This window comes from Pseudomonas cistanchae (assembly GCF_054483635.1).
Window position 1 is genome coordinate 14,642 of the sequence record NZ_JBTLWN010000006.1, and the last position, 19,926, is coordinate 34,567.

A 19,926-nucleotide genomic window follows, 5' to 3' on the forward strand; every position below is an offset into this window, starting at 1 on the left:
TGGCCCCGCAAACACGTATGAAGGCTACAACATGCTCAATAAATCACCTCATTCGTTGCTGTTCGCATTCCTCGCTGCCTTGTTGTTCTCCGCGTTTGGCCATGCCGAGCAGGCCCCGCCGCGGGATATCCTCGGCTACCTGCACACGGTGCCCGGCATGCAGGCGGAAGACTTGCCCAACGCTCCGGCGGGTTACCGCTACATCCTGATCCGTTACCAACAGCCGATCGACCACCGCAACCCGGCGCGCGGTACCTTCAAGCAGCGCATGGTGCTGCTGCACCGTACCGCCGAAGCGCCGATGGTGCTGGAAACCAGCGGCTACGACATCAGCGTCAGCCCGTACCTGTATCCGCTGGCGCGGGTACTCGGCGCGAGCCAGCTCAAGGTCGAGCACCGTTACTTTGCCGAATCGGCGCCTCAGCCGCTGGACTGGCGCTACCTCGACATTCGCCAGGCGGCCAACGACCATCACCGCATCGTGCAGGCTATTCGTCCGTTCTACAGCGGCAAGTGGGTCTCCAGCGGCGCGAGCAAGGGCGGCATGACGGCGATGTACCACCGCCGCTTTTTCCCCAACGATGTGGACGGCACGGTGGCCTACGTGGCGCCGCAAAGCTTCGGCCGCCTTGACCCGCGTTACGTGGTGTTCCAGAACCACGTCGGGCCGCGCTCCTGCCGCAACGACCTCAAGCAATACCAGCGTCAGGTGCTCAGCCGCCGGGAAACCATGAAGGCCTATATCCAGCGTTATGCCGCCGAGAATCAGCTGGCGTTCAACCTGGAGGGTGGGCTCGACCGGGTGCTGGACCTGACCATCGGCGAGCTGTATTTCCAGTTCTATCAGTACGGTGACCTGGAGAACTGCAAGGACATTCCCGCGCCCAGCGCGAGCGATCAGGAGCTGTTCGACTTCATGATCGCCTGGGGGCCCCTGCCGTTTCTGACCGATGAAGGTATCGCGCAGTACGAGCCGTACTTCTACCAGGCGATTACCCAGCTCGGTTACCCGCGCCTGCTCACCAGCCACCTGAAGGATCTGCTCAAGTACGACCCGAACGACTACAGCGCCTATGTCAGCCGCTGGCCGCACAAGCCGTTCGACTACCGCGCCATGTGGGACATCGCCGCTTACGTCGCCTTGAAAAGCGAAAACGTGATGATGATTTACGGCTCGATCGATCCCTGGACGGCAGCAGCTTTCCTGATGCCCAACACCCGCCACCGCGATACCCGGCTGTTCATGGTTCCCGGCGGCAACCATGGCGTGAACATCCTCAGCCTCGACGCGCGCAAACAACAACAGGCATTCGCCATGCTTGAGCGCTGGACCGGCGTCAAACCGGTCGCGCCGCCCTTGCTGCGTAGCCTGAACGACGCCCCGCGCGAAGCCCAGGAGGAGAGCATCCGCCGTCCGCTGTAAGCCACGCAGAGCGGCGGGTGCGCCCGCCGCCTCTTCGGATTCGCCTGCCTGGCCTTGGCCTTGCCCTCCGCTTCGGCCAGCGTGACACGCGCCTTGGCCTGTATCAGTGCGCGGCTGGATACGCAATTGACCTGAACATTTGCCGCCGCATCGTTCAAATACCGAATAAGCCATTCACAGCGGAGGCCCGCATGCTGCCAATTGAAACCATCGCCCAGTACTGCGCGGCGGGTCTTGAACTGCTGGGCATTGGCGTCATTGTGACCATAGCGCTGAGCTCGACCGTGCGGGCAGTGGCCATGGTACGCAAGCACGACGAGGGTAACCGGGTATTCCGCGCCTACCGGCATCAACTGGTTCACGGCACGCTGCTGGGGCTGGAACTGCTGGTGGCGGCCGATATCGTGCATACGGTCGCCATCGAGCTGTCCTTTTCCAGCATCGGCGTGCTGGCCGCCGTGGTGCTGGTCAGAACCTTCCTGAGCTTTACCCTGGAAGTGGAAATGAACAATCGCTGGCCCTGGCAACCGGAGCCTCGCCCGCCAACAAAGGCTGCCGAGCCGCCGGTCCATCCGTCCTGATATGCAGTGGCGAGATAAACAGCTTGATGAGCAACTTGACCGACGCGGGCTATTGCGCCTTGTCGTGCCGCACGCTCAGCTCGCTGAACACCACCTTGCCGACTTCGTCAGCATTGCCCCCGCTTGCCTGGACATAGGCGCCGGCCTTGAAAAAGAACTGCACGTCACGCCACTCGGGGTCGGCGCCGTAGAAATCATGGGTGAACTGTTCGCCATTGACCTCGACGGTCAGAACGCCGTCTTGAACCTCGAGGCGGTAGGAAAACGGCTGCTTGCCCACTTGGGCGCGAAATACATGGCTGAGGTCGGCGTTACTGCCGCTCGGATGGCGTTTAATCAGCGCCTTGACCTTGCCTTTCTCCCATTGCAGCTTGACCAGTGGCCGCGCATCGAAGCCATGGATCTGCCCGACGATGATCTTTTCCGTGCTGGGTGCCTGGAGAACCTGACAGCGCGCCCGCAACTGATGAGAGCCCTCGCCAGACCAGTTGCGATTGTCATCGCCTGGGTCCATCACCTCGCGAAGTTCGGAGCGCGGGTAGCGGCTGTTTTCGGTGGTGCCGCCTGATGCGGGGGCAACGAACACCATGTCACCGCCATCGCCCAGGTGGAAGTAGGGCGACGCGTAGCCGCGCAGCTGAGCGGGGCGCACTTCACTGGCCTGGTCGTCCGGCAATGTCAGTTTCCAGTGGGATAAGTCATAGGCGGCGCCTGGGGCGTCGTAGCGTTTTTCCATGTCCTTGCCGCAGCCGGCGAGCAATGCCAGGCCGGCCAGCACGAGGCAAACAGTCGATAGACGCATAACAGACTCCCAGATTGGGTGAAGGCCCGCAGTGTAGCGCGGTTCTGGCATCGCCCGGGCTAGCGGTAATAGGCGTCCCAGAGCTTGTTGCGAAACTTGTTGGTCGGGTCGATGCGTTTCTTCAGGGCGAAGAATTCCGCGGCACGCGGATAGGCCGCGAGGAATTGCTCGCGGCTGGCGTGGATCTGGTAGGGCAGGTAATAGCTGCCCTGATTGGCGATGGCCAGGTCGATCAGTTCGCGGGTCCAGCTGGCCACGGCGGCGCGCTCCGCGGGCGCGCTGCCCTGGCGGTAGTACAGCACCAGGGCGAAGGTGTCGGCGCGAGCCCAGGCCAGCAAGGTGCCCGGATCGGCCTTGGCGTGGCGAATGGAGATATTGGCGACCCGTACACCGTGCGCATCGAGAATGCGCTTCAGGCCGCCGACGAATGCCTCGAGCCGAGCCTCGGGCACGAAATATTCCTGCAGCACATAGCTGTAGCCGGGCCCGGATATGGGTTGCAGCTCGCGCACATCCAGGCTGGCTTCGTGGTTGCGCCATTGCACGCGTTCGCCGTCGAGCAGCCACGGGTCCACCAGCGTTTCGCGCAGCTTGCCGCCGCTTTTGCTGTCGGCCAGGCCCAGTGCGGCGCGCATGATCGTGTAGCTGCGGTCATTCGGCACCAGGCGTTCCTCCACCGTCAGCGGCGCATCGCTGCGCAGGTAGGACACCGCGCGGACACTGCTGTAGTCATCGGTGTAGAGGATGCCGTTGTGCATCACCATATCCGGGTTGTTGCGCACCTGCTTATCGAAAAACTGACGGTACTCGCTCAGCGGCATCACCTCGGATTGCCGCGCGAGCTTGCTGTTGGGCACCAGCGGCAGGGTGGCTTCGACGATTACGCCCAGCCCGCCGTAGCCACCGATGGCGCCATAGAACAGCTCGCGGTAGTGGGTCGGGCTGGCCTCGACCAGGCTGCCGTCGGCCAGTACCAGGCGCAGGGAGCGTACGCCGAGCACCAGCGGGCCCTGGCCGACGTAGCGACCGTGCGCGTTGACGCTGAGCGCGCCGCCGACGGTGAAGTTGGCGTAGGACTGCATGATCTGCGGCGACAGGCCGTGCGGGTCGATGTGCTCCAGCACGTCGCGCCAGGTGATGCCGGCTTGCACGCGGATCTCCCGGCGCTCGGCAGAAAACTCCAGCACCCGATTGAAGCGCCGCATATCCAGTTGCAGCGCCTGCTCGGTCGCGGTCTGCCCGCCCATGCTGTAGCGCCCGCCGCCGATGGCGATCGGGCCGGGATGCGCGCGTACCGCCTCGACGATCTGCTCCAGGCGCGTGGGCACCAGCACCTGTGCCACTTCGACGGGGTTGAAGCCGCTGACATCGTTGACGATCTCGCTGGCCTGCAACGGCCCGCACAGCAGCAGGGCGAAGATCACGGCGATACGCATGGAACCTCCTTGTTCGTGGCGTGGAGCGGGCTTACTCAGGCACCAGGGTCAGCGTGCTGCGGGTGTTGGCCGCTACGTCCGCTTCACTCAGGTGCTGCGGCTGGTACTGCCCGGCGACATGGGCGGCGGCCTGGTCGCGGTAATGGGCGTCGAAGGGTACACCGCTTTGCCCGACCGGGTTGCTACCCAGCGCCGTTTCGGCGTTGGCCAGGTCCACCAGCTTGCGTGTGGACGGCCCGGCGGTCACTGGCCACGGCGCCGGGCTGGTGCGAAAGGACATGTTGTTTGGGGTCTCATGGCCACCCGCTGCGGCAAACGGGCCGACATTGAACAGCCAGTCCAGCGGCTTCTGCTGACCGAGCGGGTGGCCATGGGTGAGGGTGTGAACGTTGCCCCAGCGCCACTGCGCGGGCTCTTCGCCCAGGGTGTTGCGCAGGTGGCCAAGGCTCGCCTGCCAGGCCAGACGAACGATGTCGGCGCGGGTTTCCCGTGGCTCGCTGCCGCGCTTGTCCCACCAGGGCGAATCGGGGTCGGCGCTCAGGCGCGGCAGGGCGATATCCAGCGCGCGGGTTTGCAACAGGTTGGCGAAAAAAGGCTCACCCAGTTCGTCAGCCATGGCGGCCACGGTCAGCTGGTAGACGAACTGGTTGAACAGGGTGGCGGGGACCGAATCGAGGCTATGGTCGCCATTCCAGTTGGCCAGTTGTTCGACCAGTGCGCGCTGCTGATCGTCACTGGCCGCGGCGCGTAGGTCCGCAAGCAATGGCGCCAACAGCCGCGTGGCATAGCCGCTGCCGGGGTCGAGCTGGAGTGCCTGGCTGTTGCGCAGGTCCCACTTCACCTGGTCGTCGGCGAGACGTTGGTTCAGGCGCTGGCCGCGGTCGGGCAGGTTGTAGTAACCGGGAATCGCCATGCCCGTGGGCGCCAGCGGTTGATGGTTGGCCGAGACGATATAGCCGCGCGCCGGGTTCTCCTCCTGGGGGTTGGCGTTGAACGGGTGGAAGCCGTCTTTCTCCGCCTCGCCATTGGCGCCGTCGAGGATAAAGCTCGGGTTGACCCCCGCCGGGCGGCGCGGCAGCTTGGCCGCGGCCCACCAGCCGATATCGCCAGCGGCAGACGCCCACACCACGTTGAGGCCTGGCGCTTCGATGTGTTCGGCGGCGACGCGGGCCTTGTCCAGGCTGTCGGCGCGATTGAGCTGATAAAAGCCGTCGAGAATCGGGTTGGCCGTCTGCAGGAATGCCCACCACAGCGCGATGGGCGTGCTGCCAACGCTGTCGCTCAGCGCGCTGTTGATGATCGGCCCATTGGGCGAGCTGCGAATGCTCAGGCTGATCGGCGCGGCGTCCTTGACCAGAATCTGCTCGTCGCGGCTTTGCAGCTCGACCCACTGACCGCGATGCCAAACCTGGCTGGGGTTGTCCGGGTTGGTCTTCTCGGCGATCAGGTCGACGTCATCGTTCTGGAACATGGTCAGGCTCCAGGCGAACGCCCGGTTGTGGCCCAGAGAGGCGACCGGGTTGAGCGCCTGGTGGTGGCCGTACAGCTCGAAACCGGGATAGCTCAGGTGCGCCTCGTACCACACGGCCGGTACGGAGAAGCGGATATGCGGGTCGCCAGCCAGCAGCGGCTTGCCGCTGGCGGTGCGGCTGCCGGCGACGGCCCAGGCGTTGCTGCCCTCGAACTGCGGCAAACCGGCGTGGCTAGATGCGGCCTGGCTGAGCTGGGCAATGGCGTTGAGATCCTGCCAGTCGCCGGTCGATAGCGGCTGACCAAGCACACCCTGCGGGTGCCACTCGAGGTCGAAGGCGTTCAGATAGTCGGCGCCAAGCACATCGCGAACGTAGCTCAGTACCGGTTCGGTACGGAAGGCGGCGGCGAAGCTATACGCCATGTAGCCGGCGACGCTGATGGTGTCGGCCGCTCTGAACGGGCGCTGCTCGATGCCCAGCAGGTCAAACTCCAGCGGCGCCGGGCGGCTGTTCTGGTACTGATTGATGCCATCCAGGTAAGCCTGCAACGCAAGCCCGGCAGGGCTTTGCATGTCCATCCGGGCGGCGTAGTCATCGGCGTGGGCACGGATGCCGAGGGTACGAAACAGCCGGTCGGTTTCCACCAGGTTGGGCCCGAGCACCTCGGCCAGCTCGCCGCGGGCCAGCCGGCGCAGCATCTCCATCTGGAACAGCCGATCCTGGGCATGCACAAAGCCGAGGGCGCGGTACAGGTCGGCTTCGTGCTGTGCCTGGATATGCGGCACGCCGCGCTCGTCGTAACGCACGCTGACAGGCGCCTGCAGCTGCGCCAGGGTCAGCTCGCCGCTGCGCTGCGGCTGTTTGCCGTCGAGGTACCAGTAAGCGCCAGCGGCAGTGGCGGCGACTATCACGGCAAGGGCAGTCAGGGTGCGTTTCATGGGTGTTCCTTGTTATAGGTTTGCGCGCATTGTGCGGGCTGGCCACGGCGCAGGTATTGACCAAATACAACTGGAGTGAAAGCCTTTGGTCAATCAAAGGAAGGTGCATGAATCAGTATCCGCATAACAGCGTTGCCAGCATGCTGACCCATTCCTCGACCCTGCGTCGTCTGCTGTACGAGGCACTGGCTGAGTTGGGGCTGGACCCGACGGACACCTATCGCCAGGCCTATCAGGGCGTAGCGCTCGCACCGCCGCTGCTCAATGCCCGCGAGGACCACGACAACGCGCCGCGCTTTTGGCAGGCGCTGGCGGGCATCAGTGGTGATGTGGATATTGGCCTGCATCTGGGCGAAACCATGCAGCCACGGCCGATGGATGTGGTCGGTTACCTGCTGCTGGCCAGTCGCGACCTGGGCCAGGCGCTGGAGGGCTTTGTGCGTTTTCAGCACATCCTGTCCGGTGGCTTTGCCGCGCGCCTGGAGCTGGACGGCGAGCAGGCGCGGTTGATCTTCGACCTCAACTACCGTGGCGTCGGCTCGCTGCGCCAGCAGATGGAATGCCTGGCGCTGCTGTTGCAGAAGATGCTGGCCAGCATCAACAACGACGGCAGTTTCCACCTGGTCGGGCTGGATTTCCGCCACCCCGCACCGCGCCAGCTGAGCGAACACCGGCGTTTGTTCGGCCTGCTGCCGCAGTTTTCACAGGTGCATGACGCGCTGATCTTCCCGCGTGCCTGGCTGGGTCGGCCATCGCGCAGCGCCAACCCGCGGCTGTTCGCGGTGCTCTGGGCGCAGGCGGAAGTTGAGCTGGCGGAGCTGGAGGAAAACCAGCTGCTCAACCGCGTGCGCTACTGGCTGGAAGTCAATATTGGCGTGCAGCTGTGCGATCTACCGCGCTGCGCCAAGGCCCTCGGTTACAGCGTCGGCGGCCTGCAACGAGCGCTCGGCGAACAACAGCAGAGCTTTCGCCAGCTGCACGATGAAGTCCGCCGCCTACGCGCCCAGGCTCTGCTGGATGAAGGCCTGGCGATTCGCGAAGTAGCCCGCGCCTGCGGCTTTGCCGAGCTGTCGCCGTTCTACCGCGCCTTCAAACGCTGGCAGGGGGCGACGCCGCAGGGCTATCGCGCTAGCTGCTAACGCGGAAGCGCCGGCTCAAGTTGCTCAACCGCTCGGCCAATTGACTGAGCTGCTCGCCATCACGGCTGAGCTCCTGGGCATCGCTGAGGTTCTGCTCGGCGACCTGTTGCACGCTGGTGAGGTGCTGGCTGACGTCCGCACTGACGGCCGCCTGTTGGTGGGTGGCGGCGGCGATTAGTTCGTTCATTTGAGTGATGGCGTTGATGTCCTGTGCCACGGCGCCAAGCAGGTCGGCAGTGGCCTGGCTGTCCTGTACGCAGCTACGCACGCTGTCGCGACTTTCTTGCATGGCCGAGGCGGCTTGGCGGCTGCCCTGTTGCAGGCGGCTGATGATTTGCTGGATCTCGGCAGTAGACAGGGCGGTCTTTTGCGCGAGGTTGCGCACCTCGTCGGCAACCACCGCAAAGCCACGGCCCTGATCGCCGGCGCGGGCGGCCTCGATGGCCGCGTTAAGCGCGAGCAGGTTAGTTTGTTCGGCAATTGAGCGGATCACCTCCAGCACCTTGCCGATCTGTTCAGACTGATTGGCCAGAGCTTGCACCTCGCTTTCGGTGACATCGATCTGCGCGGCCAGCTTGCCGATTTCGCTACGCACATGGTTGACCGAGCGACTGCCTTCGGCGGCTTGCTGGTTGGCCGTTTGTGCGGCACTGGCGGCGCCGTCGGCGTGCCCGGCCACTTCGTCGATGGCGCTGCTCATCTGTTGCATGGCCGAGCTCATATAGGCAATTTCCCCCTGCTGGCGGTCCGCGCCGCTGCGCATCTGGCCGGTCGCCTGCACCAGGTTGCCGCCCAATTGCTGAAGGCCTTGGGTGTCCTTGATCACCTCGCTGACCAGCTCGTCGAGGGTACCGAGGAAGTGGTTAAAGCGTTTGCTGACCTTGCCCTCGGCTTTGCTGCGGTAGCTCAGGTCAATCGCTTCATCATGCTCGGTCAGCTGTTCGGCGGCCTGCATAAGCGCCGCGCCTTCCAAGGCTTCAGCATGGGTCTGTTTGGCCAGGTAGATCAGGATCGCGCTCTCCACCACCACGTAGAAGGCATGTAGAAAAATGATTGGCCAGCTGCCATTTGGCACCACGAATACCGCGCTGCCTTGCATCTGCAGGGCAAAGAAGCTCAGGTGGTGTACGGCAATCACCGCAGCCGCTACCACGATGGGCAGCCAGTCGCGGTAATACACCAGAAATGCCAGCAGCACGAAAATACCGAAATGCATTTCCAGCATGCCGCCCGCCTGGTTGATATGCAGTGCCGACATCACCATAAATGCCGCGCCAATCGCGCAGCGCAGCAGACGCCGGCCGGCGATCAGTTGCTGCAGCACGCTCATCACCGCTGCCGTACCGCCACCGACTAGCAGTGCCTGCCCCCAGGTACCATGCCAGGCTGCAAGGCCGAGCGAATAAAGAAACATCAGCCAGAGCACACCCAGCATGATGCGATCCGCGTTGCGGTAGTGCTGTTCAAGGGGAGAGATACGGCTAGGCATGACGGTGGACCCGAAAAAGATGATTTAGGCCCTGTTGAGTATGGCAGTCATCCTTGGTGTTGCAGGGCAATGTCCAGGGGATAAGTTGTACATGGTATGTGCTTTGTACAATTTATGTTAAATAAATTTAGTTTTCTGCTAAGGCGCAAGCCGCACCTGGCTGATATGACCACGCCGAACTGATTTAGGTTTGTACAAGGTCGCAGCTATCGGCTGCGATAAGTGGTGGCTGGCTTGATGAGAGATCGCCTCGTACGGGCGTTGTTAGCCTCTATGCGATATGGCTAGTGTGGTCAGTTGCTTTGCCAGTCGCAGAAACAGCCCACCGCCAGGGTATTGCTGGCGTTCACCGGGCGATCTGCGACCAGGGCTTCGAGAATGGGCTCGATAAAGCTGTTGCTTGAGGTGCAAGTCGCGCCTTCGCTGTAGGGGCCGAAGTAGGCCAGCCGGCCAGTGCGGTCCCAGATCGCCACCGCCGGGCTGGCGGGAATCTGCGTACTGCCGGGCAATTCAGCCAGTGGTTGCAGGGCGCTGAGGGTGCTGGGCAGTCGGCCTGTGCTTCCGGGGTTTTGCACGGCATGGAAGGTCACGCCCTGAGGGGCGAAGCGCTCGATGAGTTCGGCCAGGTGCTGCTGGTTGCCGACGTTGCACGGGCATGCTGGGTCCCAGAAATGCACCAGACGGATCGGGCCTGGGCCGGCCAGCTCAGCGGGCAGGCGCAGCTGTTCGCCGTAGAACAGCGCGGTCTGCTCGCTGAAGCTGCGCAGATAGCGCGCCTCATACCACCAGTAGGCAGCGAGCATGGCGGCGGCCCAGAGCAGAATCAGCAGGCTGGCGAGTAGGGTCTTGCGCGTGGTTCGAGTCATGGGCAGCCTTCGGCAAACAGGCGCGCAGCTTGCCATGACTGGCGCGACAGCTGAATATCCGCAGCCTGATTGCATTGGCCTGGATGGCCTGTGACTACCCCGCATGATTGATGGAAGCCCTATGCCAGAGCCGTTTCAGCCGGAAAACCTGATTGCCAGTCTGCGACCCTTGGCCGCAGCCGCGCCGCTGTCGCTGGCGGAGCAGGGCTATCGGCAGTTCTATGGCTTTAATGGTGCACTGGCGTCTCACAGTTGTATGGGGGTTATTCATGCGGCCGGCTACCAGATCGCGGTGCAGGCCTGGTGGCCGACGCAGCCACGCGCCACCCTGGTGCTGCTGCACGGTTATTACGACCACAGCGGTTTGTACCGCCATGTGATCGAGTGGGCACTGGGCGTGGGCTTTGCCGTGCTGAGTTTTGATCTGCCGGGGCATGGCCTGTCCAGCGGGTCGCGCGCCAGCATCGGGGATTTTGCCGAGTACCAGACGGTGTTGCAGGCGGTGCTGGTTGAAGCCGCTGCGCTTGAGCTGCCTCAGCCCTGGCATCTGTGCGGGCAGAGTACCGGCGGGGCGATCCTGATTGATTACCTGCTGAACGGCGAGCCGCTGGCGCAGATTGGCGAAACCATTCTGCTGGCGCCGCTGGTGCGGCCGCGGGCCTGGGTTTGGTCGCAGCTCAGTTACCGGGTGATGCGCAGTTTTGTCAGCGAGATTCCCCGGCGCTTCAGTGTCAACTCCAGCGACGCGGCGTTTATCGACTTCGTCCATCATCAGGATCCGCTGCAGCCGCGCAATCTACCGACTGCCTGGGTCGGCGCGCTTAGCCAGTGGGTACCGCGTATCGAGGCTGCACCGCGCAGTATGCTCAGCCCGCTGATCATTCAGGGCGAAGCGGATATGACGGTGGCCTGGCAGCATAACCTGGGGGTGTTGCAGGACAAGTTCGCGGCACCGCAGATTCTGCGCCTGCCGGATGCACGCCATCATCTGGCCAATGAAGCGCCGGCATTGCGCCAGCGCTATTTCGATTTTCTCAGCGAGCGGCTCGCCTAGGCGTGGTTGCGGCCTAAATGCCCTGCGGTGCAGGCGCCAGATTCGATGGGCTTTCGCCGACTGCCAAGCCGGCGCGCAGGGCGGCCAGTGCGGCTTGGTAATAGGCCTTGCCGTCTGCGGACTGGGCAAAGCTGACGAATTCTTCCAGTTCCGGGTCGGACAGCTCGCGGTAGATATGCAGCAGGCTGTTATCCAGGTCAGCGCCAATCTGCTCCATCAGCCGCTGGCGCTGACCGTTGAGCATGCCCTGCGCGCTGCCGCCGCCAAGCAGGCCTGGGAGGCCGGGCAACATCTGGCTAAGGCTGTCCGCCGCTACGCCGGCTAAAGCCAAGCTGACTTCTGCGGCCGCTTCCTTGGCCGGCAATGCCTGAGCCAAGTGGCGAATCAGCAGGCGGCGAGTGGCATCGGCTTCGACCCGGGGTAAACCGTTGCTGTACTTAGCCAACTGATCGCGACGGCTGGCTAGCAATTCGGCCTCGACGATCTTGCGGCCCAGCGGCGACTGGAAAAAGCCCAGCGCCGGCGCGGGGTTGGCGAGGTTCTCGCGCAAACCGCGCTGCACCCGCTGATCAATTGCGGCAGCAGCGAAGCGCTGGTTGCTGTTGGCCACTAGCGCCTGGTACACCGCTGGCGGCAGGGTGCTGCGGTAGCGCTCCTGAGCGGCGCTCAAGGCATCGTTGAAATGCACGCGCTGCTGGGGCCAGCCCGCGGCCTGGTACAGCTGAAGGAAGTCGTCGGCCCAGCTCGAAAGGCTGACCAGTAACAACAGAACACTACAAAAGACGCGCATACAGACTCCTGTCTAGCGGGCGGCTATTTTCAATGGCCGGTGACGGCTTGTCGAGGCAAAGCCTGCACGCTGATAGAATCGCCGGCATGAACCCCGCGACCCACAGCGAACGGATAACACGCATCGTCGACGACCTTGCCGAACACGGTTGGTCGCGGCAGCGGCTATTCGCTTCACAGGCTCTGACTCTCGAGTTGGCCGCTGAGTGCCATAAACAATCGGCCCAGGGCGCGCTGACCCGCGCGGGTACTGGGCGTGGCAGCGGTCAGCAGGTGCGCGAGGGCGTGCGTGGCGACCATATTCAATGGCTCGAACCGGGGCAGGCGGTTTGTTGCGATCAGTACCTGCAACTGCTTAATGAATTGCGTCTGGCGCTCAACCAGCATCTGTACCTGGGGCTTGAGGACTTCGAAAGCCATTTCGCCCTGTATCCGCCGGGCGCGTTTTACCAGAAGCACGTTGATCGGTTTCGCGATGACGACCGCCGTGCGGTGTCGACCGTGCTGTACCTCAATCCGGAATGGCTGGCCGAACAGGGCGGTGCCCTGCGCCTGTATCTGAGGGATGGCAGTTGCCAAGAGCTGTTGCCGGAAGCTGGCACCCTGGTGGTGTTTCTCTCCGCGGACATGCCCCACGAGGTGTTGCCGGCGACCCGCGAGCGGCTGTCGCTGACCGGCTGGTTCAGGCGTCGCGCGGCGATGCCGTTGTGACAACAGCGTTCAACCTTTCCCTGTTTCAACGGAGCGAGCCCGATGCAAAAGATTCTGGTAAGTCGGTGCTTGCTGGGCCACCGCGTTCGCTATGACGGTGGCGCCCATGGGCCCTTCGATCAGCTGCAGCGCTGGCAGGCCGAAGGCCGGGTCATCGCCCTCTGTCCGGAAGTGGCGGGTGGCCTGCCGACCCCGCGGCCACCGGCAGAAATTGCCGGCGGTCAGGGTGCCATGGTGCTCGATGGCCGGTTACCGGCGCTGACGATCGAGGGTGACGATGTCAGCGCGGCCTTTATCGCTGGCGCCGAGCAGGCACTGGCGCTGGTACGCCAGCACGGCATTCGCCTGGCGTTGCTGAAGGCACGCAGCCCTTCCTGTGGCAATCGGGAAAATTACGATGGCAGTTTCAGCGGGGTAAAGGTCGCTGGCGAAGGGGTAACCGCGGCGGCGTTGCGTCGCGCTGGGGTGATGGTGTTCAGCGAAGAGGAACTGCCGGCGGCCGAAGCCGCGTTACGCACGCTGGATGACTGACCGCTGAGCGACGTTGGCGAGAGCCGTGCCGTTGAATTGCGCGGCGGTAAGCTGAGCGGCCGGTCTAGGTTGCGCCCTCGGCGCTATGAAAAAGGGAGGCCGAAGCCTCCCTTTTTTGGTTTTGGTGGTGCGATGGCGCTTAGAACAACACCCGGCTGCGGATGGTGCCGCGTACATGCTGCAGCTTTTCCAGCGCCAGGTCGGAGTACTCGGCGTCGACGTCGATCACCACGTAGCCAACCTTGTCGTTGGTCTGCAGGAACTGGCCGGAGATGTTGATGCCGTTTTCGGCAAACACCTGGTTGATCTCGCTCATCACGCCCGGCACGTTCTCGTGGATATGCAGCAGGCGGTGCTTGCCCGGGTGCGCCGGCAGGGCCACCTCGGGGAAGTTGACCGAGGACACCGAGGTACCGTTGTCACTGTACTTGACCAGTTTCTCCGCCACTTCCAGGCCGATGTTGGCCTGGGCTTCGGCAGTCGAGCCGCCGATGTGCGGGGTCAGGATCACCCGGTCCAGACCGCGCAGCGGGCTTTCGAATTCTTCATCGTTGGATTTGGGCTCGACCGGGAATACGTCGATGGCGGCGCCGATCAGGTGCTCGTCCTTGATCGCCTGGGCCAGATGCTCCAGTTCGACCACGGTGCCGCGGGCGGCGTTGATTAGGATGCCGCCCTTCTTCATCGCGCGGATTTCTTTCTCGCCGATCATCCACTGAGTCGACGGCAACTCGGGAACATGCAGCGAAACGATGTCGCACAGGCCGAGCAGGTCGTGCAGCTTGGCTATCTGGGTGGCGTTGCCCAGTGGCAGCTTGGTCACCACGTCGTAGAAAAATACCTGCATGCCCAGCGCTTCAGCCAGCACCGAGAGCTGGGTGCCGATCGAGCCATAACCGACGATACCGAGTTTCTTGCCGCGGATTTCGAAGGAGTTCGCCGCCGACTTGATCCAGCCGCCGCGGTGGCAGGAGGCGTTCTTTTCCGGGATGCCGCGCAGCAGCAGGATGGCCTGGGCCAAAACCAGCTCCGCCACCGAGCGGGTGTTCGAATAGGGGGCGTTGAATACCGCGATGCCGCGCTCGCGTGCCGCGCTTAGATCGACCTGATTGGTGCCGATGCAGAAGCAGCCGACGGCGACCAGGCGTTTGGCGCAGTCGAAGACTTCGGCGGTCAGCTGGGTGCGCGAGCGGATGCCGATGAAGTGGGCGTCGGCAATCTTTTCTTTCAGTTCTTCGTCGGACAGTGCGCCCTTGAGGTACTCGATGTTGGTGTAACCGGCGGCCTTCAGGGTGTCGACGGCGTTCTGGTGCACGCCTTCCAGCAGAAGGAACTTGATCTTGCTCTTGTCGAGAGAGGTCTTGCTCATCGGAGTACCTGTTGGCCCACAAAAAGTGTCAGGGAAGCGTCAGCCGCGCGGCTGACCATGCCTCTGTAAATCGGCGCGGGGCACGATTCACGGGGTGCGTATGCTAGCATACGAGCCCCGCGAAACACCTACCCTGGCAGATGAAGCGTGCTCAGGGTGACCATGAATCGTTTGAGAGTTCTGCAGATGACCAATCCGGCCCTGATCGAAGAATTGAAGACACTGGTTGAGCCCGGCAAGGTGCTGACCGATGCCGATGCCCTCACCACGTACGGCAAGGATTGGACCAAGCACTTCGCGCCCGCGCCGAGCGCCATCGTGTTTCCCAAGAGCGTCGAGCAGGTGCAGGCCATCGTGCGCTGGGCCAACGCGCACCAGATCGCGCTGGTGCCTTCGGGTGGCCGGACCGGCCTGTCGGCTGCGGCAGTGGCGGCCAATGGCGAAGTGGTCGTCGCTTTCGACTACATGAACCAGATTCTCTCCTTCAACGAGTTCGATCGCACTGCCGTGTGCCAGCCGGGGGTGGTGACCAAGCAGCTGCAGCTGTTCGCCGAAGAGCAGGGCCTGTACTACCCGGTGGATTTTGCCTCCAGTGGTTCGAGCCAGATTGGCGGCAACATCGGCACCAATGCCGGCGGCATCAAGGTGATTCGCTACGGCATGACCCGCAATTGGGTGGCCGGCCTTAAGGTTGTCACCGGCACCGGCGAGTTGCTGGAGCTGAACAAGGATTTGATCAAGAACGCCACCGGTTACGACCTGCGCCAGTTGTTCATTGGCGCCGAAGGCACGCTGGGCTTCGTCGTCGAAGCGACCATGCGTCTGGATCGCGCGCCGAAGAACCTCACCGCCATGGTGCTTGGCGCGGCCGACTTCGACTCGATCATGCCGGTGCTGCACGCGTTCCAGAACAAGCTCGACCTGACCGCCTTCGAGTTCTTCTCGGACAAGGCGCTGGCCAAGATCATGGCCCGCGGCGACGTGCCGGCGGCGTTCGAGACCGAATGCCCGTTCTATGCGCTGTTGGAGTTCGAGGCGACCACCGAAGAGGTCGCTAACCAGGCCCTGGAAACCTTCGAGCATTGCGTCGAGCAGGGCTGGGTGCTGGACGGCGTGATGAGCCAGAGCGAGCAGCAGTTGCAGAACCTGTGGAAGCTGCGCGAGTACATCTCCGAAACCATCAGCCACTGGACGCCGTACAAGAACGACATCTCGGTGACCGTCAGCCAGGTGCCGGCGTTCCTCCACGACATCGACGCCATCGTCGGCCAGCATTACCCGGATTTTGAAATCGTCTGGTTCGGCCATATCGGCGACGGCAATCTGCACCTGAATATCCTGAAACCCGAGAACCTGTCCAAGGACGAGTTCTTCGCCAAGTGCGCGACCGTCAACAAGTGGGTGTTCGAGACTGTGCAGAAGTACAACGGCTCGATCAGCGCCGAACACGGTGTCGGCATGACCAAGCGCGATTACCTGACCTATAGCCGCTCGGAGGCCGAGATTGGTTACATGAAGGCGATCAAGCAGGTGTTCGACCCGAACGGCATCATGAATCCGGGCAAGATCTTCCCGCTCTGATGGCTGCTGCGCTGTTAATCCGTAGGGTGCGCCGTGCGCACCAGATATTCCTGGCCAGATCAGTTGACGGTGCGCATGGCGCACCCTACGGCACCTTCGTCCGCGACGCTTTTAGTCAGCTGTAATCTTTGGTCGCAACGACGGCCCGCGCAAAAGCGGGCATGATCGCTCTACACCGCAGGCTCCCACAAAGAGCCGAGCACCGCATTCCCATAAGGAGTCGCCATGAATTACCAACATCAGTACATCGACGGCACCCATATCCACTTCCCCATGGGCAAGGTGGTCTGCATCGGGCGCAACTACGCCGAGCACGCCAAGGAACTGAACAATCCGGTGCCAAGCGAACCGCTGCTGTTCATCAAGGCCGGTAGCTGCGTGGTGGCGCTGGACGACGGCTTCACCATCCCCGACGACCGTGGCGATGTGCACTACGAGGCGGAGATCGCCGTACTGATCGGCAAACCGCTGTCGCGCACGCCAGACGCGGAAGAGGTGATGGATGCGATTTCCGGGTTCGCCCCGGCGCTGGACCTGACCCTGCGCGACCTGCAGGCCAAACTCAAGGAAAAGGGCTACCCCTGGGAAACGGCCAAGTCCTTCGATGGCGCCTGCGTGCTTGCGCCATTCGTGCCGGGCGATGCGGTGGAGGACCTGACCGATATGGGCATCCGCCTGACCATCAACGGCGACGTTCGCCAGGATGGCAACAGCCGCGACATGCTCAACCCGATCCTGCCGATGATCCAGCACATCTGCGGCCACTTCAGCCTGCAACCGGGCGATGTGATTCTAACCGGCACCCCGGTGGGCGTCGGTCCCCTGCGCAAAGGCGATCAGCTGGTGCTCGAACTGGTCGGTCATTCGCGCTTCGCCAGCCGCGTGCTTTGACGCCAGGCGCCCATGGGTGCCGCTGCAATGCCGAGCAAGCCAACCGATTCGTCGTACGCGGCGGATTAAGGTTGGCTTAAGGGCGAATTAAGCCTGGCTTCAGCAACCTTCCCTAATCTGACCCCGTCACTTACGGATTAGAGGATCTCCCCATGAAGCGTTCCACCCTGGTTTTACTGCTTGCTCCCCTGTTCTCCACCGCTGCGCTGGCCGGCGGCTACAACGGCCCAGGCGCAACCGCGCAGGTCACGACCGTTGCTGCCGCGCTGGAAGCCGCCGATGACATGCCGGTGGTGCTGCAGGGACAAGTCGTCAAGCGTCTGCAGGACGAGCTGTACGAGTTCAAGGACTCCAGCGGCACCATCCAGGTAGAAATCGACAATGAAGACTGGCCCGGCCAAACCGTATCGGAAAAGGCCACGGTGAAGCTGACCGGTGAAGTCGACAAGAACCTGACCAGCCGCGAGATCGATGTGGATCGGGTCGAACTGGTCCAGTAAGCCCTGGCCAGTTAAGTCGCGAGCCGTGCCGGGTCACCCTGGCGCAGCGGTTTGCCCCGTCAGCCCCGAGCCATGCTCGGGGCTGACGTCGTTGTTAGGTGTAGTCCCGTTAGGCGCAGTTTTCTCCGAGAGTTAGCCGATATGCGTGCCGTATTCACCCTCAAGCGAATGTTGTTAGGTTGCCTGTTCATCGGGCTATTGGTGCTTGGCCTCTGGGCACAGGATTATCGATTGTTCGAACGTGCCTGGTTCAACGCTCAGCAGTGGCGCCACGCCGCGCAATGGCAGGACCAGTCGATCTGGCTGACCGACTATCAGGTCGAGCTCGAGGCCCAGCCCATCGTCGGGCTCGAAGATGATGTGTCGGCGCTGACCTATGACCCCGACCGGCGCAGCCTGTTTACCGTCACCAACCAGAAGTCCGAACTCGTCGAGCTGTCCCTTGATGGGCGCGTCCTGCGCCGCGTGCGCTTGATCGATTTTGGCGATCCCGAGGCCATCGAATACATCAGCCGCAACCTCTATGTGATCAGCGACGAGCGCCGCCAGCGCCTGTTCAAGGTGCGTCTCGATGAGGGTGTGACCGAACTCCGCGCGGATGATGCCGCGCAGCTGTCTCTGGGGATCGGCCTGAACGGCAACAAGGGCTTCGAGGGCCTGGCCTACGATTCGGCGGGCGAGCGCCTGTTCGTCGCCAGGGAGCGCGACCCGGTGCAGATCTACGAGATCCACGGTTTTCCCCATCGCGATCCGCAGCAGCCGTTCGCCGTACATGTAGTCGACGACGCGAAGCGGGATGCTGGACTGTTTGTCCGCGACTTGTCGAGCCTGCAGTACGACGAGCGCACCGGCCACCTGCTGGCGCTGTCGGACGAGTCGCGCCTGGTGCTCGAACTGGATGCCAACGGCCGCCCGATCAGCAGCCTGTCGTTGCTGGGCGGCATGCGCGGGTTGCAGAAGACGGTGCCGCAGGCGGAGGGCATCGCCATGGACGATGCCGGCGGTCTTTACCTGATCAGCGAGCCCAACCTGTTCTACGTCTTCAGGAAAAAGGCCGGCGCCTGACCGCTAGCGCCGCAGCGTCTTAACCCCGTCCGCGGTGCCGAGCAGCAGCAGGTCGGCCGGGCGGGCAGCGAACAGGCCATTGGTGACCACGCCGACGATGTTGTTGATCTGCGCTTCCAGTGTCAGCGGGTCGATGATCGACAGGTTGTGCACGTCCAAGATGACGTTGCCATTGTCGGTCGTCACACCCTCGCGGTACAACGGGTCGCCCCCCAGTTTGACCAGCTCGCGGGCGACGTGACTGCGCGCCATCGGAATGACTTCCACCGGCAGTGGGAATGCACCGAGTACCGGCACCAGCTTGCTGGCGTCGGCGATGCAGATGAACGTCTGTGCCACGGCGGCAACGATTTTCTCGCGGGTCAGCGCCGCGCCGCCGCCCTTGATCAGGTTCAGGCGTTCATCGCTCTCGTCGGCACCGTCGATGTAGAACTCCAGATCGCTGACGGTATTCAGCTCGTACACGGGAATACCATGACCCTTGAGCCGCGCGGCGGTGGCTTCGGAGCTGGCGACTGCGCCGTCGAACTCCATCTTGTGCTTGGCCAGGGCGTCGATGAAGCAGTTGGCGGTCGAACCGGTACCGACTCCGATCACGCTCTTGGCGTCGAGCTTGGGAAGGATGATGTCGACGGCAGCCTGGGCGACTGCTTGCTTGAGTTGATCCTGATTCATCGGGGTTGTGCGCCTGGCTGGACTCGGAAGGCGCGAATTATAGCCGCAAGTGCGCTGCGTCAACTCCTGTCGTCATTCCGGCACGGGCAGGCTCAGGCTTTCCTTGACCTCTTCCATTACGATGTAGCTTTTCGATTCACGCACGTGCGGCAGTTTGAGCAGGATGTCGCCAAGCAGTTTGCGGTAGCTGGCCATCTCGTTGATGCGTGCCTTGACCAGGTAATCGAAGTCGCCGGAAACCAGGTGGCATTCCAGCACATGGGGCAGCTTGAGCACGGCGCGGCGGAATTCTTCGAAGGTGTCGCCGGACTTGTAGTCCAGGCTGATTTCGACGAACACCAGCAGGCTGGCCTTGAGGTTCTGCGGATTGAGACGGGCGTGGTAGCCCATGATGATGCCTTCACGCTCCAGGCGCCGGACCCGCTCGGTGCAAGGGGTGGTCGACAGGCCGACGCGTTCGCCCAGCTCGGTGAAGCTGATGCGCCCGTCTTCCTGCAGGATGCGCAGGATGTTGCGGTCGATCTTGTCCAGCTCGCGACGGCTCTGATGTTGGGTTCGCATGGTGGATACCCCTCTGTGAAACGGGTTTTTGCCAAGAATTCTCGCCAAATATA

General features: G+C 63.0%; 19 protein-coding genes. 10 read left to right on the top strand and 9 right to left on the bottom strand.

The genetic code is table 11. The features are described from left to right. Positions 1 to 31: 31 nt before the first annotated feature. A complete protein-coding gene (locus ACX0MV_RS16390; protein ID WP_458983588.1) occupies positions 32 to 1,423 on the top strand; it encodes a S28 family serine protease in 1,392 nt (463 codons plus the stop codon). A 191-nt stretch (positions 1,424 to 1,614) separates the two neighbouring features. Continuing rightward, entirely contained in the window at positions 1,615 to 2,004 is a 390-nt protein-coding gene (locus tag ACX0MV_RS16395) for a DUF1622 domain-containing protein (protein ID WP_458983589.1), read from the top strand. A gap of 49 nt (positions 2,005 to 2,053) precedes the next feature. Here the strand turns inward: ACX0MV_RS16395 and ACX0MV_RS16400 are convergent, their stop codons facing one another. From ACX0MV_RS16400 to ACX0MV_RS16410, 3 genes are read right to left on the bottom strand one after another with little or no spacing between them, the layout of a single operon-like run. Continuing rightward, positions 2,054 to 2,806 carry a polysaccharide lyase family 7 protein gene (locus ACX0MV_RS16400; protein ID WP_458983590.1) on the bottom strand — a complete coding sequence of 251 codons (753 nt, stop codon included), beginning with the start codon at positions 2,804 to 2,806 and terminating at the stop codon, positions 2,054 to 2,056. Positions 2,807 to 2,865: 59 nt separating this feature from the next. After that, entirely contained in the window at positions 2,866 to 4,242 is a 1,377-nt protein-coding gene (locus tag ACX0MV_RS16405) for an FAD-binding oxidoreductase (RefSeq protein ID WP_458983591.1), read from the bottom strand. A 31-nt stretch (positions 4,243 to 4,273) separates the two neighbouring features. Beyond that, positions 4,274 to 6,652 (bottom strand): penicillin acylase family protein, encoded by a 2,379-nt coding sequence (locus ACX0MV_RS16410; protein ID WP_458983592.1) that lies wholly within the window; start codon positions 6,650 to 6,652, stop codon positions 4,274 to 4,276. A gap of 107 nt (positions 6,653 to 6,759) precedes the next feature. On the opposite strand from ACX0MV_RS16410, the gene ACX0MV_RS16415 reads away from it, so the two are divergent. Next, complete coding sequence (locus ACX0MV_RS16415; RefSeq protein ID WP_458983593.1) at positions 6,760 to 7,791, top strand: AraC family transcriptional regulator; 1,032 nt, start codon at positions 6,760 to 6,762, stop codon at positions 7,789 to 7,791. Here ACX0MV_RS16415 and ACX0MV_RS16420 read toward each other — a convergent pair. Together ACX0MV_RS16420 and ACX0MV_RS16425 are read right to left on the bottom strand one after the other, a co-directional pair. Further along, positions 7,781 to 9,280 (bottom strand): methyl-accepting chemotaxis protein, encoded by a 1,500-nt coding sequence (locus tag ACX0MV_RS16420; RefSeq protein ID WP_458983594.1) that lies wholly within the window; start codon positions 9,278 to 9,280, stop codon positions 7,781 to 7,783. The two genes, ACX0MV_RS16415 and ACX0MV_RS16420, sit on opposite strands and share 11 nt — an antisense overlap. A 293-nt stretch (positions 9,281 to 9,573) precedes the next feature. Further along, complete coding sequence (locus tag ACX0MV_RS16425; RefSeq protein WP_458983595.1) at positions 9,574 to 10,182, bottom strand: DUF6436 domain-containing protein; 609 nt, start codon at positions 10,180 to 10,182, stop codon at positions 9,574 to 9,576. Positions 10,183 to 10,267: 85 nt separating this feature from the next. On the opposite strand from ACX0MV_RS16425, the gene bipL reads away from it, so the two are divergent. Continuing rightward, positions 10,268 to 11,200 (top strand): phospholipase BipL, encoded by a 933-nt coding sequence (bipL, locus tag ACX0MV_RS16430; RefSeq protein ID WP_458983596.1) that lies wholly within the window; start codon positions 10,268 to 10,270, stop codon positions 11,198 to 11,200. A 13-nt stretch (positions 11,201 to 11,213) separates the two neighbouring features. Here the strand turns inward: bipL and ACX0MV_RS16435 are convergent, their stop codons facing one another. Beyond that, positions 11,214 to 11,990 (bottom strand): hypothetical protein, encoded by a 777-nt coding sequence (locus ACX0MV_RS16435; protein ID WP_458983597.1) that lies wholly within the window; start codon positions 11,988 to 11,990, stop codon positions 11,214 to 11,216. Positions 11,991 to 12,076: 86 nt separating this feature from the next. Here ACX0MV_RS16435 and ACX0MV_RS16440 point away from each other — a divergent pair, with 86 nt between their 5' ends. After that, complete coding sequence (locus ACX0MV_RS16440; protein ID WP_458983598.1) at positions 12,077 to 12,700, top strand: 2OG-Fe(II) oxygenase; 624 nt, start codon at positions 12,077 to 12,079, stop codon at positions 12,698 to 12,700. Positions 12,701 to 12,742: 42 nt separating this feature from the next. Then, complete coding sequence (locus ACX0MV_RS16445; protein WP_458983599.1) at positions 12,743 to 13,231, top strand: 2-thiouracil desulfurase family protein; 489 nt, start codon at positions 12,743 to 12,745, stop codon at positions 13,229 to 13,231. A 139-nt stretch (positions 13,232 to 13,370) separates the two neighbouring features. On the opposite strand, the gene serA is transcribed toward ACX0MV_RS16445, so the two are convergent. Next, positions 13,371 to 14,600 (bottom strand): phosphoglycerate dehydrogenase, encoded by a 1,230-nt coding sequence (gene serA, locus ACX0MV_RS16450; RefSeq protein WP_458983600.1) that lies wholly within the window; start codon positions 14,598 to 14,600, stop codon positions 13,371 to 13,373. A gap of 186 nt (positions 14,601 to 14,786) precedes the next feature. On the opposite strand from serA, the gene ACX0MV_RS16455 reads away from it, so the two are divergent. The 4 genes from ACX0MV_RS16455 to ACX0MV_RS16470 all read left to right on the top strand — a co-directional run bounded on the left by ACX0MV_RS16455 (position 14,787) and on the right by ACX0MV_RS16470 (position 18,637). Further along, on the top strand, positions 14,787 to 16,181 hold the full coding sequence (locus ACX0MV_RS16455) for an FAD-binding oxidoreductase (RefSeq protein WP_458983895.1): 1,395 nt from the start codon (positions 14,787 to 14,789) through the stop codon (positions 16,179 to 16,181). A gap of 225 nt (positions 16,182 to 16,406) precedes the next feature. Continuing rightward, entirely contained in the window at positions 16,407 to 17,072 is a 666-nt protein-coding gene (locus ACX0MV_RS16460; protein ID WP_458983601.1) for a fumarylacetoacetate hydrolase family protein, read from the top strand. 152 nt (positions 17,073 to 17,224) lie between these two features. Then, the gene (locus ACX0MV_RS16465; protein WP_458983602.1) at positions 17,225 to 17,572 is read left to right on the top strand and encodes a NirD/YgiW/YdeI family stress tolerance protein; all 348 of its coding nucleotides are present in this window, start codon (positions 17,225 to 17,227) and stop codon (positions 17,570 to 17,572) included. A 141-nt stretch (positions 17,573 to 17,713) separates the two neighbouring features. Next, entirely contained in the window at positions 17,714 to 18,637 is a 924-nt protein-coding gene (locus ACX0MV_RS16470) for an SdiA-regulated domain-containing protein (protein WP_458983603.1), read from the top strand. 3 nt (positions 18,638 to 18,640) lie between these two features. On the opposite strand, the gene rpiA is transcribed toward ACX0MV_RS16470, so the two are convergent. Next, positions 18,641 to 19,312, bottom strand: a complete 672-nt coding sequence (rpiA, locus tag ACX0MV_RS16475) for a ribose-5-phosphate isomerase RpiA (RefSeq protein WP_458983604.1) — start codon at positions 19,310 to 19,312, stop codon at positions 18,641 to 18,643. Between the two features lie 72 nt (positions 19,313 to 19,384). After that, positions 19,385 to 19,873, bottom strand: coding sequence for a transcriptional regulator DadR (dadR, locus tag ACX0MV_RS16480; protein ID WP_025163949.1), 489 nt, complete (start codon positions 19,871 to 19,873; stop codon positions 19,385 to 19,387). Positions 19,874 to 19,926 lie beyond the last annotated feature (53 nt).

What these genes read in the sequence shown, in the direction of transcription:
- ACX0MV_RS16390 (WP_458983588.1), top strand. Translation starts at nt 32, where the DNA reads ATGCTCAATAAATCACCTCATTCGTTGCTGTTCGCATTCCTCGCTGCC.
- ACX0MV_RS16395 (WP_458983589.1), top strand. Translation starts at nt 1,615, where the DNA reads ATGCTGCCAATTGAAACCATCGCCCAGTACTGCGCGGCGGGTCTTGAA.
- ACX0MV_RS16400 (WP_458983590.1), bottom strand. Translation starts at nt 2,806, where the DNA reads ATGCGTCTATCGACTGTTTGCCTCGTGCTGGCCGGCCTGGCATTGCTC.
- ACX0MV_RS16405 (WP_458983591.1), bottom strand. Translation starts at nt 4,242, where the DNA reads ATGCGTATCGCCGTGATCTTCGCCCTGCTGCTGTGCGGGCCGTTGCAG.
- ACX0MV_RS16410 (WP_458983592.1), bottom strand. Translation starts at nt 6,652, where the DNA reads ATGAAACGCACCCTGACTGCCCTTGCCGTGATAGTCGCCGCCACTGCC.
- ACX0MV_RS16415 (WP_458983593.1), top strand. Translation starts at nt 6,760, where the DNA reads ATGAATCAGTATCCGCATAACAGCGTTGCCAGCATGCTGACCCATTCC.
- ACX0MV_RS16420 (WP_458983594.1), bottom strand. Translation starts at nt 9,280, where the DNA reads ATGCCTAGCCGTATCTCTCCCCTTGAACAGCACTACCGCAACGCGGAT.
- ACX0MV_RS16425 (WP_458983595.1), bottom strand. Translation starts at nt 10,182, where the DNA reads ATGGCAAGCTGCGCGCCTGTTTGCCGAAGGCTGCCCATGACTCGAACC.
- bipL (WP_458983596.1), top strand. Translation starts at nt 10,268, where the DNA reads ATGCCAGAGCCGTTTCAGCCGGAAAACCTGATTGCCAGTCTGCGACCC.
- ACX0MV_RS16435 (WP_458983597.1), bottom strand. Translation starts at nt 11,990, where the DNA reads ATGCGCGTCTTTTGTAGTGTTCTGTTGTTACTGGTCAGCCTTTCGAGC.
- ACX0MV_RS16440 (WP_458983598.1), top strand. Translation starts at nt 12,077, where the DNA reads ATGAACCCCGCGACCCACAGCGAACGGATAACACGCATCGTCGACGAC.
- ACX0MV_RS16445 (WP_458983599.1), top strand. Translation starts at nt 12,743, where the DNA reads ATGCAAAAGATTCTGGTAAGTCGGTGCTTGCTGGGCCACCGCGTTCGC.
- serA (WP_458983600.1), bottom strand. Translation starts at nt 14,600, where the DNA reads ATGAGCAAGACCTCTCTCGACAAGAGCAAGATCAAGTTCCTTCTGCTG.
- ACX0MV_RS16455 (WP_458983895.1), top strand. Translation starts at nt 14,787, where the DNA reads ATGACCAATCCGGCCCTGATCGAAGAATTGAAGACACTGGTTGAGCCC.
- ACX0MV_RS16460 (WP_458983601.1), top strand. Translation starts at nt 16,407, where the DNA reads ATGAATTACCAACATCAGTACATCGACGGCACCCATATCCACTTCCCC.
- ACX0MV_RS16465 (WP_458983602.1), top strand. Translation starts at nt 17,225, where the DNA reads ATGAAGCGTTCCACCCTGGTTTTACTGCTTGCTCCCCTGTTCTCCACC.
- ACX0MV_RS16470 (WP_458983603.1), top strand. Translation starts at nt 17,714, where the DNA reads ATGCGTGCCGTATTCACCCTCAAGCGAATGTTGTTAGGTTGCCTGTTC.
- rpiA (WP_458983604.1), bottom strand. Translation starts at nt 19,312, where the DNA reads ATGAATCAGGATCAACTCAAGCAAGCAGTCGCCCAGGCTGCCGTCGAC.
- dadR (WP_025163949.1), bottom strand. Translation starts at nt 19,873, where the DNA reads ATGCGAACCCAACATCAGAGCCGTCGCGAGCTGGACAAGATCGACCGC.